We start from the raw sequence: 17,775 nt of genomic DNA on the forward strand, positions 1-17,775 counted from the left end.
TTGCTTTGATTTCCGCAGTCTGAGAATCAAGACTTATTCAGAATGATACGTTTATAGGTCATTATATGCCCAAGATGGAGTCCTTCATGAAATGGTAAAAAGTCAAGCGCATCATCAATAGAATTGATTTGTATACCCATACTGGTAGTCCAGGCAGGATAATTATGAAAGGCATTTTTCTCCAGATCTGCTTCAAACTGATCCAGACTGCTGAACAGGAGGGACCTTATCTTTTCAATTTCCTCAGCATGAATCTCACGTTCAGGCCGGGAACCATTCTTGAATGAATTGAAAAATTCCTTTTCTATATTTAATTCGAGCTTTCCGCGAAGGTAAAATATTCCTTCCTGGGCAGCGATCAGATGTCCCAGATTCCAGATAATATTATTGTTGAATCCTTCGGGAATTCTATTCAATTCGGGAATGCTTAGTCCGCTGATAATTTCCAATGCTTTGGACCTTGTTTGTCTGATTAAATCTATTTTTGAATTCATCTATTACGGTTTTGATTTCGAAATTAAGGATTCTTTACAAAATAAGATGATGTATTTATTTAATAATAGATTATCTGATTTTGCATTTGCGAAATGGTAAAATCTGTCTGCTTTTTTACCTCAGCCATCTGTAAATTAAGTTTGAACTGATTCCTCATAATTAGTGTATTATTATGTTTTTTAGTCCAGAATGATGATATTCATCTAAAATGAGACGAGTAAATGTCAGTTCTGAATTTGATGCAATCATTATAGGTTCAGGCCCTAATGGCTTGTCGGCAGCAATTACTTTGCAGCAGGCCGGACTTTCTGTTCTGATCCTGGAGGCAAAGGATACAACAGGAGGAGGATTAAGATCTGCAGAACTCACTTTACCAGGATTTCTGCATGATATCTGTTCTGCGATTCATCCGCTTGCGGCAGGTTCTCCCTTTTTTAATTCCTTACCCCTTGAGCAGCACGGACTTGAATATATTTATCCTGGGTTGGCGGCAGCTCATCCCTTTGATGATGGAACTGCGGCGGCTTTAAGTGGAAGTGTTGAAGAGACTGCTGAAACCCTTGGGATTGACAGAGAATCTTATATCAACCTGTTAAAGCCGTTGGTCAAAAACTGGCCCGGCATGGTGAAAGATTTACTGGGACCTTTACATTTTCCAAAACATCCCATAGATATGGCTGCTTTTGGTCTGAATGCCCTGCGTTCTGCAACATCACTTGCGGGGAAGTTTAATACGAAAGAAGCCAGAGGTCTTTGGGCGGGCATGGCGGCTCATTCAATGCAACCATTAAGTAATTTAGGTACTTCGGCCTTCGGACTGGTCTTAATGGCTACCGGACACCTAAAAGGCTGGCCTGTGCCTAAAGGTGGATCCAAGATAATTGCTAACGCACTTGTTTCCTACTTTCTTTCAATAGGTGGAAAAATAGAAACTGGTATGCCTGTTCGATCAATGAAAGATATTCCAGCATCTAAAGTTGTTCTCTTTGATCTTACTCCAAAGCAGATTCTTGAAATAGCAGGGGAGAGTTTTTCAACCATATATTCCTGGCAGTTAGGTCGATACCGTTATGGAATGGGAGTTTTTAAGATAGACTGGGCTTTGGATGGGCCGATTCCTTTTACTGCTCGGGAATGTCGTAAAGCCGGTACTGTACATCTTGGAAATACTTATGAGGAGATAGCAAAGGGAGAAGGCATGACAAATGCAGGTGTATTACCTGAAAAGCCATTTGTTCTTCTGGCTCAGCAAAGTTTGTTTGATTCCCTGCGTGCCCCTGAAGGTAAACATACGGCATGGGCATATTGCCACGTGCCTAATGGATCTGAAAAGGACATGACTAATGCCATTGAAAACCAGGTGGAGCGTTTTGCACCAGGATTCAAAGATTTGATTCTTGCAAAACATACGATGAATACCCGGGAAATTGAAGCATATAATCCCAATTATATTGGTGGAGATATCAATGGCGGAGTTATAGATATAGGTCAGCTATTTACCCGGCCAGCCCTCAGAATTTCTCCCTACCGTACTTCTGCGAGAGGATTATATATTTGTTCTTCATCAACCCCTCCGGGTGGTGGAGTACATGGGATGTGTGGTTATAATGCTGCTAAACAAGCACTTAAGGATATTTTTAATATCAAAATCACATTATAAATTTTATGTCAGAACAGAAAAAAATTTTAATTCATGAGGACTGGACTGTTGTAATACTGGGTGCTCTGATTATTATCCTTTCAATAGGAGGACTAATTTTAGAAGTCCCGGCTTTCGGCTGGAGCAATTCCGGCGAGCTTTTCGGGAAGGTACTTTCAGCCAGTAATCTGAGTCTCATTTTTATCCAGTTCATATTTGTATTGGCCATAGCTGCAATAGGTGCATTTTTAACAGGAAAGCCATTTAAATATTTTTTATTTGGTTTTCCATTGGTCTATCTGATCACCATCATTGCTTTAATACTTGCAGGGAATAGTCAGGTCAAATCTTTTAATCTGGAGGCAGTTATTTTTAGTTTGGGCTTAGGACTGATCATCAGTAACTTTTTTAAAATGCCTGAATGGCTTCGTTCATCACTTTCGACCGAATTGTTTGTTAAAATCGGGCTGGTGTTACTGGGAACCAGTGTCATCTTCTCTGATGTATTAAAAGCAGGCTCACTCGGACTTATTCAGGCTTTGGCGGTCGTATTATCGGTATGGTATTTTGCTTTCTGGTTGTGTAAGAAGCTGAAAATAGACGATGAACTCACAATGATGATCTCAAGTGCTGTTTCTATCTGTGGTGTTTCGGCTGCTATTGCAACCTCTGGAGCAATAAAAGGAGATTCAAAAAAGCTTTCTTATGTAATTTCAATGGTATTGATCACCGCCATTCCAATGATGATCTTCATGCCCATGGTTGCCAAATATTTTGATTTGTCGCAGGAAGTGACCGGTGCATGGCTTGGGGGTAGTATAGATACCACAGGTGCTGTTGTGGCTTCAGGCTCATTAGTAGGGGAAACCGCATTAAAGATCAGCACCATTGTTAAGTTCTCCCAAAATGTATTGTTGGGTCTGGCCGCTTTTGCAATCTCCGTTTACTGGACTTATACCAAACACCCAAAAGCTAATGATCCTGATGGGAAGCCAGGCCTTAAAGTCATATGGGAGCGTTTCCCGAAATTCGTTTTGGGCTTTTTGGCCGCTTCGTTATTGTTCTCATTTGCATTAAGTCCTGAGGTCAGTTCATCTGTAAAAGGAAGCCTTAAAAACCTGCAGGGTTTATGGTTCGCTCTGGCATTTACCAGCATCGGGCTTGAAACCAATTTTGCTGATCTTTTTAATAAACAGAGTAAGAAACCTTTTTACGCTTTTTTGATTGCTCAGGGTTTTAATGTGATTGTAACCTTAATTATTGCTTTGATTCTTTTTTGATGAGCAGGAATGATTTTGTTAAAATTTAATTTCTTATTTGTTTAATGATATAGATATGGACAAGATTAACGCACATTTAGCTGCAATTCAGGAAGAAATAGGAAAGGAATTCAGCAATAGCCCTTCGCCCTTTAGCCATTGGCTAAAACCGATAGTCAGAAATGCTGAAGCCGGCGCCCTGATCTTTGAATACCTTGTCAGACAGGATATGACTAACCCGATTCGGGTGCTCCATGGTGGGGTTAGTGCAGGTATAATTGATGATATTATTGGAGCGACTGTGTTTACAATGAATTTAAGCCATCATTACACTACGATCAATAATTATATAGACTATTTTGCGCCAGCTCATGAGGGAGATATTATTGAAGCAAGAAGTTCTGTTATTAAACGGGGTAAACAGATAATTAATCTGCAATGTGAACTATGGCTCCCTGTAAAGAACAGATTAATTGCCAGGGGATATTCAAATATGATTCGGCTGGAATAGGTTTAATTATTCTTAATAAACTAGTGTTATGTTAACAATGAAATGACGTTGATGGCATTGAGCAATCAGCCGTGGGCAATCAGCTCTGTATATCACTAATAATGAATCTTACTCAAAGTTGATGGCTCAAAGCTCATAGCCCATAGCAAAAACTAATGACCAATTACACTTAACTTAACACTAGTGTCATGTCATAATTACTTTGAGAAACACATCGGAATACTAAGGAGGCTTAAATAAAATGGCGGTTTACCTGTGACGATGAGAGGATGGAATTATTGAAACTTTGTCCGTCAATTGATGAGTGGCATAGCACTAGCAGATAATAAATTAACCTAAGTTCGATATAAGGAAGGTTAAATTAATATTTTTTTTACTGTTAAATAGTATGTCCAAAAAAGAGGTATGTCAGGAAAATTGCGGCGATAAGTCCAACCAGATCTGCAATAAGTCCGCAGACTAATGCATATCGGGGTTTCTTAATTCCAACCGAACCGAAATATACTGCCAATACATAGAATGTAGTTTCTGAGCTGCCCTGAATCACACTTGCCAGTCTGCCCTGAAAGGAATCTGCTCCATAGGTGGTCATAACATCAACCATTAGTCCTCTGGCACCACCACCACTAAGCGTTTTCATCAAACCTACGGGTAAGGCTGGAACGAATGAAGTGTCCAGTCCCATCGCAGCAACCACTGCACCGATGGCGTTCACCACATAATCCATGCACCCTGTGGTACGAAATGCACTAATAGCAACCAGAATTGCGATCAGAAATGGGATGATCATGATTGAGGTACTGAAACCCTCTTTTGCACCATCAATAAATGCCTCATAAACATTTACTTTTTTAGAGGCCCCATAAACGATGAACAGGGTGATGATTGAAAAAATAATGATACCTCCGAGCAAACCGGCATAAACCTGTATCTGATCGGGTGGGAGAGCTCCAAGCCAGAAATATAATCCAGCCATCAGGGCGATGAATCCTCCAAAAAATACTAAAATTGGAAGCTGTAACAGATTGATCTTTTGGTAGAAAGATACTGCGATCATCCCTGCTAAAAATGAAATAAAAGTACCAATAAGACAGGGAATAAAGACATCTGCAGGGTTTGCAGCACCATTTGCCATTCGCAATGCGATAACCCCTGTGGGTATCAGGGTAATTCCTGCGGTATTCAGCACCAGGAACATGATCTGAGCATTTGTTGCGGTATCCTTTTCAGGATTTAATTCCTGCAATTCCTGCATGGCTTTCAAGCCTACTGGAGTAGCTGCATTATCCAGTCCTAGCATATTGGCAGAAAAGTTCATGATAATTGAACCATTTGCCGGGTGACTTTTAGGTACTCCCGGAAATAATCTGCTAAAAAACGGACTCACACCTTTTGCAAAAAGCGTGATCATACCTGCCCGTTCTCCGATTTTCATGATACCCAGCCAGAAAGTCATAATCCCAATCAATCCTATGGATATTTCTGCACCTGTTTTTGCACTATCGAACATCCCATTAACCACATTATTGAAGATCGCTGTATCTCCAAAGAATATCAGCTTGACCAGGGCCACGAGAAATGCAATTACAAAGAAGCCGATCCAGATGTAGTTTAATGCCATAGGTTTTATAAGTTATCGGTTGCCTGTTATCAGTTATCGGTTGCCTGTTATCAGTTATCGGTTAAATGTTATCTGGTTGTGTATGTCTGATAACAGGTAACAGACAACTTAAAAATATTTATTCTATATTACCATTAGTCAAAACCCCATTCTCAATTGTAAGCAAAATGTTCGTTCCGTCATGAAGAATCAAATCTGCCGGTTCATCAATTTTTATTTTTTTTGTTTCGGTCAATGTGAAAAAATCACAGTTAAATTCTTCATATCCATAGTAATGAGATAAGTCGCCAAGTTCAGTCACCAGATAGGTGTATTTTACTGATCTCAGGTCTTCATTGATCTTCTCTTCAGCGGTCAGGCCAATATCCACTATGTATTGGATATTATTCCTCTGCAGTTTACAATTCCTCAATAATATGTGAAAATGCAGCTTTTTATTCTCAGGAATTGAAAAATAATCTTTGGTTTTAGCTTTATGGTATGATTCATCGGCTATACTGATCAGACCTGAAAGTATAGCTTTGAAATATACTTTGCGGATATATTGTTTCTCAGGATCATTGTGAAAACCACCCGCTTCAATAAGAATGGTGCTGGTTCCTGCAGCCTGAAAATTATCGCCAAATGCCCGGGGTTCATATTCATCATTAAATCGTCCGATTTTGTCCGCTATACTTGTTTGAATAGCTGAATTCATGATGGCAATCACTTTCATCGCCTGTTCCCTTGTTGAATTGATACTCAATACTTCATCGTATGCCGGAGCAAGCAAAGAGATTGTGGCCGGGTTTCCGGTATTTCCAGCCGACCATAAGGTGCTTTGATCATGCAGATTAAAACCAAAATGGGGCTTTATTTCATCCCTTAAATAGCGTAAGATTTTTCCTTCAGGACTTTGCTGCCGATGAACATCCCGGTTAATGTCAATATCCATTGCATTCCGGCGATTGAATACTTCGGCGCCATCCGGATTTACCATTGGTAATATATACAGCGTGCATTTTTCAGCCAGCAAATCATGAATTTGCCGAAACTGGCCTGGCTGTGATAAGAAATTCAATAGATCAGCTATAGACATTGTGGCTGTAGCTTCATCGCCATGCATCTGGCTCCATAGAAATACCCGTTTGGGCCCTTTACCCCATGTAATCAGATTGATGGAAAGTCCATTGGTTGACAGGCCTGCTTCTTTTAAATTAAAAGCAGAATTAGCCTTTAGTTTGTCCAGTATTTTCAGGAGATCAGCATGTTTGAAAAAACGGTCTTTTATTCTCGTTTCTTCAAATGCCTGATAATTTTCCATGAGAATATTTAGCGAATCCATTCGACTAAATTAGTATTTAAGCCCGGGATTTCATTCAATTATAAATTTCAATTGAATAAAAAAAGCATCCTCTCTATAACAGAAAGGATGCTTTTAAAATGGTTGCAATGGATTGCGTTAAATTATCAGATTAAACTGACACTTCTGTTTACAAATTCAGTTAACTCAGCACCGGTTAGCATACCCTGTGATAATAAAGCCAGATCGAAAGCTTGTTTTGCCAATTGTGTTTGTTCTGCTTCGTCCTGTGTTTGAAGGATTTTACCGATAAGCTTATGATTACCATTAATGGCTACATTATAATTATCCGGCAGGTTTCCATAGAAGCCCATTCCTCCACCCATTTTAGACATATCTTTCATACGCCTCATAAATTCATCCATAGTTACAATAACAGGAAGCTCTTCAGGGTTCAGACTTTCAATTTCAATTCTCATGTTTGGCTTAACAATTGCCTTTTCAAAGATTGCTTTAACCCTGGCTTTTTCCTCATCGTTCAGTACATGAACAGTCTGATCTTCTTTACTGATGATCTTATCGGCAACATCAGCATCAACACGCTTAAGGGATGTTTTTTCGAGTTTTTGCTCTAGCTGACTGATGAAATGCGGATCGATAGGAGAGTTCATGTTCAGAACATCATATCCCTTTTTGTTTGCCGACTGTATAAAGGTATCCTGCTTATCGGTATCGGTTGCATACAGATAAACCAGCATATCATTCTTATCAGTTTGTGCTGCTTTTACCTTTTCTTTGTATTCTTCGAGTGTAAAATATTCGTTTTTGGTATTGTTAAGCAGCACGAAATCTTTTCCCTTATCATAGAACTTCTCTTCACTAATCATTCCATATTTTACGAATAAACCGATGTCGCTCCATTTCTCTTCGAAGGCTTTGCGATCATTTTTAAAGAGCGAAGCTAATTTATCTGCTACTTTCTTGGTAATATAACTGTTGATCTTTTTAACAGCGCTATCAGCCTGAAGGAAGCTTCTTGAAACGTTCAGAGGAATATCCGGTGAATCGATTACCCCATGTAGCAGCATTAAAAATTCTGGAACTACATCTTTTACTTCATCGGTAATGAATACCTGGCGTGAGAAAAGCTTAATTTTATTTCGCTGTATTTCAAACTCATTCTTCACTTTCGGGAAGTACAGAACCCCCGTCAGATTAAATGGATAATCTACATTGAGATGGATCCAGAACAGGGGATCTTCTGAGAATGGATAAAGTTCTTTATAAAAGGCCAAATAATCTTCGTCTTTTAATTCAGAAGGCGATTTTGTCCATATCGGACTCGTATTGTTGATGATATTATCAACTTCAACCGATTTAAATTTTGGTTTTCCGTCTTTATCTTCCCCATCGGGCTCTTGCTCTGAACGGGTTCCAAATTGTACAGGAATTGGCAGGAATTTGCAGTACTTTTCAAGAATTTCCTTGATTTTGGCTTTATCTAAAAATTCTTTTGATTCTTTATTTACGTGGAGGATGATATCTGTTCCTCTGCTGGCACGTGTTCCGGCACTGATTTCAAACTCGGTGCTTCCGTCGCAAATCCAGCGCGCAGGTTCTGCACCGTCCTGGTATGAAAGTGTTTGAATTTCAACCTGGTCAGCAACCATAAATGCAGAGTAAAATCCAAGTCCGAATTTTCCAATGATCTCATTAGCATCCTTGGCATCCTTGAATTTCTCAACAAATTCTGTTGCACCCGAGAATGCAATCTGATTGATGTATTTCTTAATTTCTTCGCCCGTCATTCCCAGACCATTGTCGGAAATGGTGATCGTTTTTTTCTTTTCGTCGACAGATACTGAAACTTTTAACTCACCCAGATCCCCTTTATATTCACCCAAAGAGGAGAGGCGTTTGATTTTTTGAGTGGCATCTACTGCATTTGCAACCAGCTCTCTCAGGAAGATCTCGTTATCAGAGTATAAAAATTTCTTAATGATTGGAAAGATATTTTCCGTGTGAATCGAAATGGTTCCTTTTTCTTGCATTTTTCTTTGTTTGATGTAATGTTTTGGATGTTAGGGGAGTAACAAATGATGTTCCAAAGGTTTGGAAGTGTCAATTTGGCACACCTTACCCGCCAATGCTTATCATAGTAAGCAAGGTGATACTTCGATCTCTAATACTTTCTTCCTTAGGCATTTTAGAAGATAATCTTTTTCAATGATTTTGTCTGAATACCCAACCGGGTGGGAGGGTTGCTTTTGGATTTTTTCAGAAAGCAAAAACAGGAGAACTTCGGCTACGTTAGATGCAATCAGATAAATTAAAAAATTTAATTGATGGCTTGGGTAGTGAATCGAGGCTACGGCACATTTGTTGCATTTAAATCCCAATAAAACAAAATATAAACCTTAAGATTTTATATCTGAGAATGAGCTCTATGCAGACAAATAATAGCCAAACCTTGAAAACCAGTGGGTATACTGACGCAAAACGAAATATCGGTACCTATCAATATACCCTAGCAAGTATCCGATCAACAAAAAAATATCTTCTCTTATTGACTGGAATCAGCCTCATCGGATTATTATCCGTTTGCGGTGGTAGTAAAAAGGAAAGGCAGGTGGCCGGTAAACCGCAGCCCATCCTGGACAGTACGTACTATATTAACTACATGAATACTGATCCCTTGTTGAAAGAGCATACAGATTGGGCGAAAAAATTTTATAGGGAACGTGATTTTAAGTTAGGCTGGTTTAAAAATAATGAGATTGTTCCTCAGGCTAAAGCTATGCTGGACATGATCAGCAAAGCTGGTGAAGAAGGTCTTGATCCAAAGAAATATCAATTTAAAGATTTTAACACGCTATTTGCTAACCTCGAATCGGCAAAGCGCGATTCTGCCAAATTTACAGCGATACAGAAGGAGATTGATGTAGCACTTTCATCAACGTATTTTGTTTGGGCATCTGATTATTACCGTGGTGTAATTATTCCACGTGATAACGAAGAAATCGAATGGGATGTTAAAAAGAATAAAATCAAACTACATAAGGCTTTAATAACTGTTCTCAAAGAGCGGGAGAGTAAGTATTCTTATGCAAGTTTTAGTCCGCTGCACCCGGATTATGCAAGACTTAAATCAGCGCTTGCAACTTATCGACAAATCCAGGTTGCCGGAGGCTGGCCTTCAGTAAGCGCTAATCCTAAGTTAAAAGAAGGGCAAAAGGAGCCTGTAGTTGCTGCTTTGAAAAAGCGCCTGGGTTTAAGTTCTGCAGATTCAACTTTCAATACCGAAACCATTAATGCACTCAAGAAATTTCAATCCCAGCAGGGGATGAAACCGGATGGAGTACTGGGTACTGAAACTGCAAGGCTTCTTAATATTCCGATTGAACAGCGGATCAAACAGATTATTCTTAATATGGAACGCTGGAGATGGATTCCGAAAAGTTTTGAGGAAGATTACCTTATCGTAAATATTCCGGAATACAGGCTACGCGTTTATGAAAAAGGGAAAGAGCAGATCGCAATGAACGTAATCGTTGGTAAAACAATGAACAGCACACCAATATTCAGCGATAAGATGGAAAACGTTGTTCTGGCACCCTACTGGAATATTCCGGCAAGTATAGTTAGAGATGAGCTTGGCCCTAAAATAGCGAGGGATCCGGGGTACCTGGATCGTTCAAATATGGAGCTGATTGATGCAAAAGGTAATCAGGTTAGTCCCTCAAAAATAAACTGGAGTTCTGTTACCCGAGAAAACTGGAAATACATCTTACGCAAAAAACCAGGACCTAAAAATGACCTTGGCGACGTGAAATTCATCTTCCCGAATACAAATGATATCTATCTTCATGATACCCCGCACGACGAATTATTCAGTCAGGCAAAACGTAATTTCAGTCACGGGTGTGTGCGTGTTGAAAGGCCACTTGAACTCGCAGAATATCTGTTAGGTCCTGTTGGATGGGATATGAACAAAATTCAAAGCACTATTGCTCTGGGGCAGGAAAAGCAGGTAAAGCTAAAACAAGTATTACCAGTTTACCTTGTTTACTTCACTGCATGGGCTGATGAAAATGGAAATGTAAACTTCAGGGAGGATATATACGGACACGACAAGACTCTTTCAAAACAGTATTTTAAGGAAGTGAGTGCCGGGCTTATAAAGTCGGATGTTAAAAGGAATTTGTAATTAGTGGGATTGATTTTTCTAATGTGATAAACATTAGAAAAATCTAACTCATCATTTCTCAGATTATTGTCTCTTAAACTCGGAAGTATTGTGAAACTCAACTTCAGGAAAATCACGCTTTGCAAGATTTAATGTCCAATCATTATCTGCCAGAAATACAGGATTTCCATCCTTATCTGTGGCTATATGATGGTGCCTGCGCTGAATTATTTCATTGATATTTTTCTTGTCTTTAGAAGTCATCCAGCTTGATTTTCTGAATGTAAGTGGTCTGAAGGCACATTTTGCACCATATTCATGCTGAAGCCTGAACATAATAACTTCATATTGAAGCTCTCCTACGGTTCCAACAATCTTTCTATTACCCGGCTGCTGTACAAAAAGTTGTGCAACGCCTTCATCTGTAAGCTGTTGCAAGCCTTTTTCAAGCTGCTTTGATTTAAGCGGGTCCCTATTTTCAACTTCTTTGAATATTTCAGGAGAGAAGCTCGGGATTCCTTTAAATTGTAATTGTTCACCCTCAGTTAATGTATCACCGATCTTAAAATTCCCGCTGTCGTACAGGCCTACAACATCACCGGGCCATGCTTCTTCCACCAGACTTTTTTCATTGGCCATGAAATCTACGGGGTTAGAAAATTTCAATTTTTTATTTAGTCGGGTGTGGAAAAAGAATTTATTTCGTTCAAACTTGCCTGAACATATTCTCAAAAACGCAATTCGGTCGCGATGGTTAGGATCGAGGTTTGCATGGATCTTAAAAACAAAACCCGTAAAATTCTTTTCATTCGCCATAACCATCCGCTCGTTGGCTTCCCGGCTTTTCGGACTTGGTGCAATGGCAACGAATGTGTCAAGCAATTCGCGAATCCCGAAATTATTTATAGCACTTCCAAAGAAAACAGGGGCAAGAAGGCCTTCCAGGTAAAGTTCATTATCCAGCTTACCATAAACACCATCAACCAGTTCCAGATCATCCTGTAAGGTTTTAAGCTCTTTCGGCTGCAGAAATTGAGTCAGCAGAGGATCATTAAGATCTTTAACCTGTATTACGGGTTCACTGATTTTAGATTTATCAGGTTTAAACAGATTAAGTTGCTTGTCGAATATATTATATACCCCTTTGAAATTATAACCTTGTCCGATAGGCCATGAGAGCGGACAAACACTGATATTCAGATTATTCTCCAGTTCATCAAGCAGTTCAAAGGTGTCTTTTCCTTCGCGATCAAGTTTGTTTACGAATATAATAACAGGAGTATTGCGCATCCTGCAGACATCCATTAGCTTTTGCGTTTGCTCTTCGACACCTTTCACGCTGTCGACAACCAGAATGACACTATCTACTGCCGATAGGGTACGGTAAGTGTCTTCAGCAAAATCCTTGTGTCCGGGTGTATCAAGTATGTTGATTCGTTTCCCATTATATTCAAAACCCATAACTGAAGTAGCAACAGAAATACCCCGCTGTTTTTCAATTTCCATGAAATCGGATGTACTGCTTTGATTTGCTTTATTTCGTTTTACGGTGCCAGCGGTGTTAATAGCACCACCAAACAAAAGAAATTTTTCTGTCAGGGTTGTTTTTCCAGCATCGGGGTGACTAATAATGGCAAAGGTTTTTCGCTTTTCTATTTCCTGGTTGAGCATAGTATTAAGGGAATGTGACATTAATCACATCAGGGCTTCTTTGTAAAAATGCAAAGCTAATAATTTTTGTTGTTTCATCTGTCTGGATAATCCCATTCCAGGCAGAGGTATTGAGTATACCTTAAGTATACAATCCAGCCTTGAATGATGGAAGTCCGGATTCCTGTTTCCTTTCTCTATTTAAAAAACACTTCGGTAGCACCATACCCAAACCGTTCTTTATGTGCGTCCATAAAGGTTTTAACCTGGGCATGCTTGCTGATGATTTTATGTATTTCAATTCTTAAAGTGCCATTACCGGAGCCATGAATAAAAATAATGGAAGGTATTTTATGAACAATTGCCGCATCAAGAGATTTTCTGAAGTAATTCATCTGGATGTCCAAAATTTCCGAGCTATTCAGGAACTGATAATCATCCCGGAGTTTTTCGATATGCAGGTCTACCTCTTTTCCTGGTTTTTCTATTTCAATTTTTTCTTCATGAGATTTGAAAAAGCTCTCCTTTAGTTTTTCGGGGTCAATGATCGGTTCAGGACTGTCAAGCTGTATTAACCAGGCGGCTTGTTCAAGTAATTCATGTTGCTTTTTTGCCCCCGAAAAATCTTTGGCTTTGAATTTCTCTGAAAATTCAATAGGCTTTTGCATCTCTTCATTGCCCTGGCTGAATAGAAGTGCCTGAATATTAAATTCAGGCCAAAGATCGAGTTCATTCAATGAGCATGAATAAATCTGAACTGCTGACCGAGCCTTTAGAATTCCTGCATATTCACCTTTATGCTGGTTCTTTTTCCTGGTGTATAGGGTAATTAGTAATTGCCACGAACTCGAATTGATTAAGTGGAAATGAACCACCGATGGGCTTCTTTTGTCAGGGCTGATCGCAAGAAATATGCCATTTGCAATGAAATGGGATGTTTTTTGATCGGAATTGGTTTCAACTTTGAGATCAACTGAGCTATCAGTTTTCCCATGCACTCGTGTAACCTGACTTGCCAATACCGGAATTTCAAATCCATCATCATCGGTTACAGCAATGGTGCTTTCATCAATTATCCGTGTGATATAACCCTCTCTTCGTTCATTGACAAAACGAACAAATTCACCTAATTTATACTTCATTTTAATGGATTTTGACAGGCCCTGAAAATGGGCAGCATGTTGCAAATCTATGAAAATAAAAATCAGCTTAATCTACATTCAATTTTAAAGGAATAAATCCAAATTGCTGCCTACATTTGTCTGTATTTTATTAATTATTATGACTTCTGGGCAGCCGAATAATCCGCTTCATGGTAAAACACTTGAAATGATCCTGGTATATCTGGTTGATTATTATGGTTGGGATAAACTTGGTTTATTGATCAGGATCAATTGCTTTAATGAAAATCCGGGAATTCCATCCAGTCTGAAATTTCTCAGGAAAACAGAATGGGCCCGTAAAAAGGTTGAAGAGCTTTATATCAGGACTCTCTCCCAGTAAGATCCCGACCTCTGGTTAACTAAAAAATTCTAAAATATCTCCTCTTGTTGTTAAAATCATAACCTTTTCAGGTTTTTAGCGTAGAAATAATCACCTACTGTGATTAACATAAGATGAGAACTGTATCAAAGCTTATTTCCAGCTTTATAGTCATTTTTTTGTCCGTATTTTTTTCCTTTTCGCCGGTATTTGCTTATTTTTTTAACTCAGAAAACAACAGGAAGCTTGTCTCAAGTCCCCCAACTGCTATTAATATAAATAATTTTCCTATTCAGAATATTTCCGGCCGCTCCCAAATCCTTCCACTGATAGGCAATGATTCTGACGGTACTATCATTTCGTTTAAAATTCTCAGCCTTCCCAATAGTGCACATGGTATACTTTATCTCAATGATGTAGTTGTCGGTATAAATCAGGTTTTAAATCCTGTTCAGGCGAAGCAACTACAGTTTGAAGTTAAATCCACTTTTACCGGAACAGCATCTTTTACATATACCACAACTGATAATGATGGTAATTCAGACGATTCGGCAGCAATATTCAGTATCCCGGTTACAGATAACGGAACATTGCTGGTCTGCACGGGGGGGGGACTCGGGAATAATATTCTTGGGGCACAAGGAACCTTCAGTTCCCCCTTTATAACAGCTAATGCTACAAGTAGTTGTATAAATAATAATTCAACAGTTGCATCACCTTTACAAAATCTTGGTAATGCCAAGCCCGGACTCACTAATTATAATTATGCTTCAACAAGTGGTGGACTAGGTCCTGAGGGAACTTATTCCTTTCTAAAGACCTTGGGTACCATGGCTACACGCAATTGTATTAAGACGGATTGGGTAGCATCAGATCATACGGGTGATGGAGGATATGCTATGATTGTGAATGGCTCACCAAACTCTGCAACATTTGGGAAGACATTTTATAATGCCAGCAGTATTGCAGTATGCCCTAACACCCTCTATGAATTTTCAGCCTATGTGATCAATGTATTACCAGGAAATCATTCTGCAGCCTTGCCTGGGACTGAGCCCAACATCAGTTTTTATATTAATAATCAAATGGTATCTACTTCAGGTGCTATACCTTATTCCAATGCTTCTACAAGCTTTGAGCCGACCTGGGTAAAGGTGGGAGGTTTATGGTACTCTGGTCCCAATACCTCTGTGAACCTGAGAATTGATAATGCAACATTTGTTGCCAGTGGCAATGATCTTGGTTTGGATGATATTTCTATGGCCATTTGTGGCCCTGAGATAACTTATCCTGATATTTCATTGACTCCGAAATTTTGTTCTTACGGTGTTTTACCTTTAAAGGCCAATATTGTCGCTTCAATTAATACATATGCATCTTACATCTTTCAGAATAGCACAGACGGTGGACTAAGCTGGACAGATATGGGAAGCCCGGCTACCGGGAGCCCTGTATATAACACATTGACAGGATCTTATGAATATCAGGCCATTTATGGCGATATTCCAATTGATCCCAGCATGAATGGTTATAGGTACAGGTTAAAAGTTGCTACAGATGCAAGTAACCTTTCAGGTACGACCTGCAATATTTCTGCAGATAAGATCATCACAGTTTCAGCTTTTGAAAAGCCACTTGCCGGAGCAGATATAACAGGATGTAATAGCTCAAGCACAGCTAAACTTAAAGTTGCTGGTTCAGGGGAGACATGGGCTAGTGTTGCTGGAAATCCAGCTCCTGCTACCATTGACCAATCTGGAAATGTAAGCGGCATGGTCTCAAATGGTTTTTATAGATTCCAACTGATAAATTCCAGTGGCTGTGCAGATACAGTTAGTGTTACCAGGGATGAAGTTTCCAGTGCCGGAACAGATGTGAAAATCTGTTCATCCCAGAATACGTATAAATTTCCGGATGCAGGGCTGGGTTACAAGTGGATAAAATTTGCCGGAAATCCTGCTGATGCAAGTATAGATTCTTTGACAGGTGAGGTGACAGGTATGTCGGCTGATGGTATTTATCGTTTTATGTTAAAATCTGACTATGGGGGATGTACAGATGATGTATCTATTACTCGTTCAACTCTTATTTTAATTTCGAACCAAACCAATGTAAATTGCTTCGGGGAAAGTACCGGTTCGATCAATCTGACAGTAACAGGAGGAACAGCACCATATTCTTACAGCTGGAGCTCTGGTCAGACAACAGAGGACATAAGTTCTTTGTCAGCAGGTTCATATATCGTTACAGTGACTGATTCAACAGGATGTACGGCAACTGACACTATTCTGATTACTCAACCATTGGCAGCTCTTACTTTGAGCAGTACTCAAGCTAATATCAACTGCTTTGGAGAAAGCACCGGCGCAATCAATCTGACGGTTTCGGGCGGAACTGCACCATATTCTTACAGCTGGAGTTCCGGTCAGTCGACAGAGGATATAAGTTCTTTGACAGCAGGTTCTTACACCGTTACAGTTACTGATTCTAAAGGATGTACCGCTACTGAAACCATTACCATCACTCAGCCTCTTGCAGTTTTAGCTATAGCCAGTACCCAAACCAACGTAAACTGTTTTGGAGAGAGCACCGGTGCAATCAATCTGACGGTTTCGGGTGGAACAGCTCCATATTCCTACACCTGGAGTTCAGGTCAGTCGACAGAGGACATAAGTTCTTTGGCAGCAGGTTCTTACACAATTACGGTCACTGATTCAAAAGGATGTACTGCTACAGAAACGATTTTGATTACTCAACCATTGGCAGCTCTTACTTTGAGCAGTACTCAAACTAATATTAACTGCTTCGGTGAAAGTACCGGTGCAATTAATCTGACGGTTTCGGGTGGAACTGCACCATATTCTTACAGCTGGAGTTCGGGTCAGTCGACAGAGGATATAAGTTCTTTGGCAGCAGGTTCTTACACAATTACGATCACTGATTCTAAAGGATGTAGTGCTACAGAAACAATTCTGATCACTCAACCATTGGCAGCTCTTACTTTAACCACGACTCAAACTAATATTAACTGCTTCGGAGAGAGCACCGGTGCAATCAATCTGACGGTTTCGGGTGGAACGGCACCATATTCTTACAGCTGGAGCTCAGGTCAGACAACGGAAGACATAAGTTCTTTGGCAGCAGGTTCTTATACCATTACTGTCACTGATTCAAAAGGATGTACTGCTACAGAAACGATTTTGATTACTCAACCATTGGCAGCTCTTACTTTGAGCAGTACTCAAACTAATATCAACTGCTTTGGAGAGAGTACCGGTGCAATTAATCTGACGGTTTCGGGTGGAACTGCACCATATTCTTACAACTGGAGTTCCGGTCAGTCGACAGAGGATCTGAGTTCTTTGACAGCAGGTTCTTATACCGTTACGGTTACTGATTCCAAAGGATGTACTGCTACAGAAACGATTCAGATTACTCAACCATTGGCAGCTCTTACTTTGAGCAGTACTCAAACTAATATCAACTGCTTTGGAGAGAGTACCGGCGCAATCAATCTGACAGTTTCCGGAGGAACGGCACCATATTCTTACAGCTGGAGTTCCGGTCAGTCGACAGAGGATCTGAGTTCTTTGATAGCAGGTTCTTACACCGTTACAGTTACTGATTCCAAAGGATGTACTGCTACAGAA

11 protein-coding genes and 1 pseudogene are annotated in these 17,775 nt (G+C 39.7%); 6 read left to right on the plus strand and 6 right to left on the minus strand.

Features of this window, described 5'->3' with window-relative positions; genetic code table 11:
- Positions 1-26 precede the first annotated feature (26 nt).
- A complete protein-coding gene (locus VGE44_RS09985; RefSeq protein WP_331078524.1) occupies positions 27-494 on the minus strand; it encodes a DinB family protein in 468 nt (155 codons plus the stop codon).
- A 209-nt stretch (positions 495-703) separates the two neighbouring features.
- On the opposite strand from VGE44_RS09985, the gene VGE44_RS09990 reads away from it, so the two are divergent.
- From VGE44_RS09990 to VGE44_RS10000, 3 genes are read left to right on the plus strand one after another with little or no spacing between them, the layout of a single operon-like run.
- Positions 704-2,155: an NAD(P)/FAD-dependent oxidoreductase gene (locus VGE44_RS09990; protein WP_331078526.1), complete on the plus strand. Its 1,452-nt coding sequence runs from the start codon at positions 704-706 to the stop codon at positions 2,153-2,155.
- A gap of 5 nt (positions 2,156-2,160) precedes the next feature.
- Entirely contained in the window at positions 2,161-3,414 is a 1,254-nt protein-coding gene (locus VGE44_RS09995; RefSeq protein ID WP_331078528.1) for a YeiH family protein, read from the plus strand.
- Between the two features lie 55 nt (positions 3,415-3,469).
- Entirely contained in the window at positions 3,470-3,904 is a 435-nt protein-coding gene (locus tag VGE44_RS10000) for a PaaI family thioesterase (protein WP_331078530.1), read from the plus strand.
- Between the two features lie 379 nt (positions 3,905-4,283).
- On the opposite strand, the gene VGE44_RS10005 is transcribed toward VGE44_RS10000, so the two are convergent.
- From VGE44_RS10005 to htpG, 3 genes are all read right to left on the minus strand, one after another.
- A complete protein-coding gene (locus VGE44_RS10005) occupies positions 4,284-5,525 on the minus strand; it encodes a nucleoside recognition domain-containing protein (protein ID WP_331078532.1) in 1,242 nt (413 codons plus the stop codon).
- A 118-nt stretch (positions 5,526-5,643) separates the two neighbouring features.
- On the minus strand, positions 5,644-6,849 hold the full coding sequence (locus VGE44_RS10010; RefSeq protein ID WP_331078534.1) for a M14 family zinc carboxypeptidase: 1,206 nt from the start codon (positions 6,847-6,849) through the stop codon (positions 5,644-5,646).
- Between the two features lie 125 nt (positions 6,850-6,974).
- Complete coding sequence (htpG, locus tag VGE44_RS10015; RefSeq protein ID WP_331078536.1) at positions 6,975-8,858, minus strand: molecular chaperone HtpG; 1,884 nt, start codon at positions 8,856-8,858, stop codon at positions 6,975-6,977.
- A 395-nt stretch (positions 8,859-9,253) separates the two neighbouring features.
- Between htpG and VGE44_RS10020 the strand changes: the two genes are divergently transcribed.
- Positions 9,254-11,014, plus strand: a complete 1,761-nt coding sequence (locus VGE44_RS10020) for a L,D-transpeptidase family protein (RefSeq protein ID WP_331078538.1) — start codon at positions 9,254-9,256, stop codon at positions 11,012-11,014.
- A gap of 63 nt (positions 11,015-11,077) precedes the next feature.
- On the opposite strand, the gene VGE44_RS10025 is transcribed toward VGE44_RS10020, so the two are convergent.
- A complete protein-coding gene (locus VGE44_RS10025) occupies positions 11,078-12,664 on the minus strand; it encodes a peptide chain release factor 3 (protein WP_331078540.1) in 1,587 nt (528 codons plus the stop codon).
- Positions 12,665-12,840: 176 nt separating this feature from the next.
- Positions 12,841-13,785 (minus strand): Smr/MutS family protein, encoded by a 945-nt coding sequence (locus tag VGE44_RS10030; RefSeq protein WP_331078542.1) that lies wholly within the window; start codon positions 13,783-13,785, stop codon positions 12,841-12,843.
- A gap of 139 nt (positions 13,786-13,924) precedes the next feature.
- Here VGE44_RS10030 and VGE44_RS10035 point away from each other — a divergent pair, with 139 nt between their 5' ends.
- Positions 13,925-14,146: a VF530 family protein gene (locus VGE44_RS10035; RefSeq protein WP_331078544.1), complete on the plus strand. Its 222-nt coding sequence runs from the start codon at positions 13,925-13,927 to the stop codon at positions 14,144-14,146.
- Between the two features lie 113 nt (positions 14,147-14,259).
- Positions 14,260-17,775: pseudogene (locus VGE44_RS10040) on the plus strand (SprB repeat-containing protein); the annotation flags it as partial.

Origin of the sequence: Daejeonella sp. (assembly GCF_036405355.1) — a bacterium.
Taxonomy (GTDB): Bacteria; Bacteroidota; Bacteroidia; order Sphingobacteriales; family Sphingobacteriaceae; genus Daejeonella.

Bases quoted from the DNA above. Each gene is read 5' to 3' on its own strand.
- VGE44_RS09985 (WP_331078524.1), bottom strand. From the start codon at position 494: ATGAATTCAAAAATAGATTTAATCAGACAAACAAGGTCCAAAGCATTG.
- VGE44_RS09990 (WP_331078526.1), top strand. From the start codon at position 704: ATGAGACGAGTAAATGTCAGTTCTGAATTTGATGCAATCATTATAGGT.
- VGE44_RS09995 (WP_331078528.1), top strand. From the start codon at position 2,161: ATGTCAGAACAGAAAAAAATTTTAATTCATGAGGACTGGACTGTTGTA.
- VGE44_RS10000 (WP_331078530.1), top strand. From the start codon at position 3,470: ATGGACAAGATTAACGCACATTTAGCTGCAATTCAGGAAGAAATAGGA.
- VGE44_RS10005 (WP_331078532.1), bottom strand. From the start codon at position 5,525: ATGGCATTAAACTACATCTGGATCGGCTTCTTTGTAATTGCATTTCTC.
- VGE44_RS10010 (WP_331078534.1), bottom strand. From the start codon at position 6,849: ATGGATTCGCTAAATATTCTCATGGAAAATTATCAGGCATTTGAAGAA.
- htpG (WP_331078536.1), bottom strand. From the start codon at position 8,858: ATGCAAGAAAAAGGAACCATTTCGATTCACACGGAAAATATCTTTCCA.
- VGE44_RS10020 (WP_331078538.1), top strand. From the start codon at position 9,254: ATGCAGACAAATAATAGCCAAACCTTGAAAACCAGTGGGTATACTGAC.
- VGE44_RS10025 (WP_331078540.1), bottom strand. From the start codon at position 12,664: ATGCTCAACCAGGAAATAGAAAAGCGAAAAACCTTTGCCATTATTAGT.
- VGE44_RS10030 (WP_331078542.1), bottom strand. From the start codon at position 13,785: ATGAAGTATAAATTAGGTGAATTTGTTCGTTTTGTCAATGAACGAAGA.
- VGE44_RS10035 (WP_331078544.1), top strand. From the start codon at position 13,925: ATGACTTCTGGGCAGCCGAATAATCCGCTTCATGGTAAAACACTTGAA.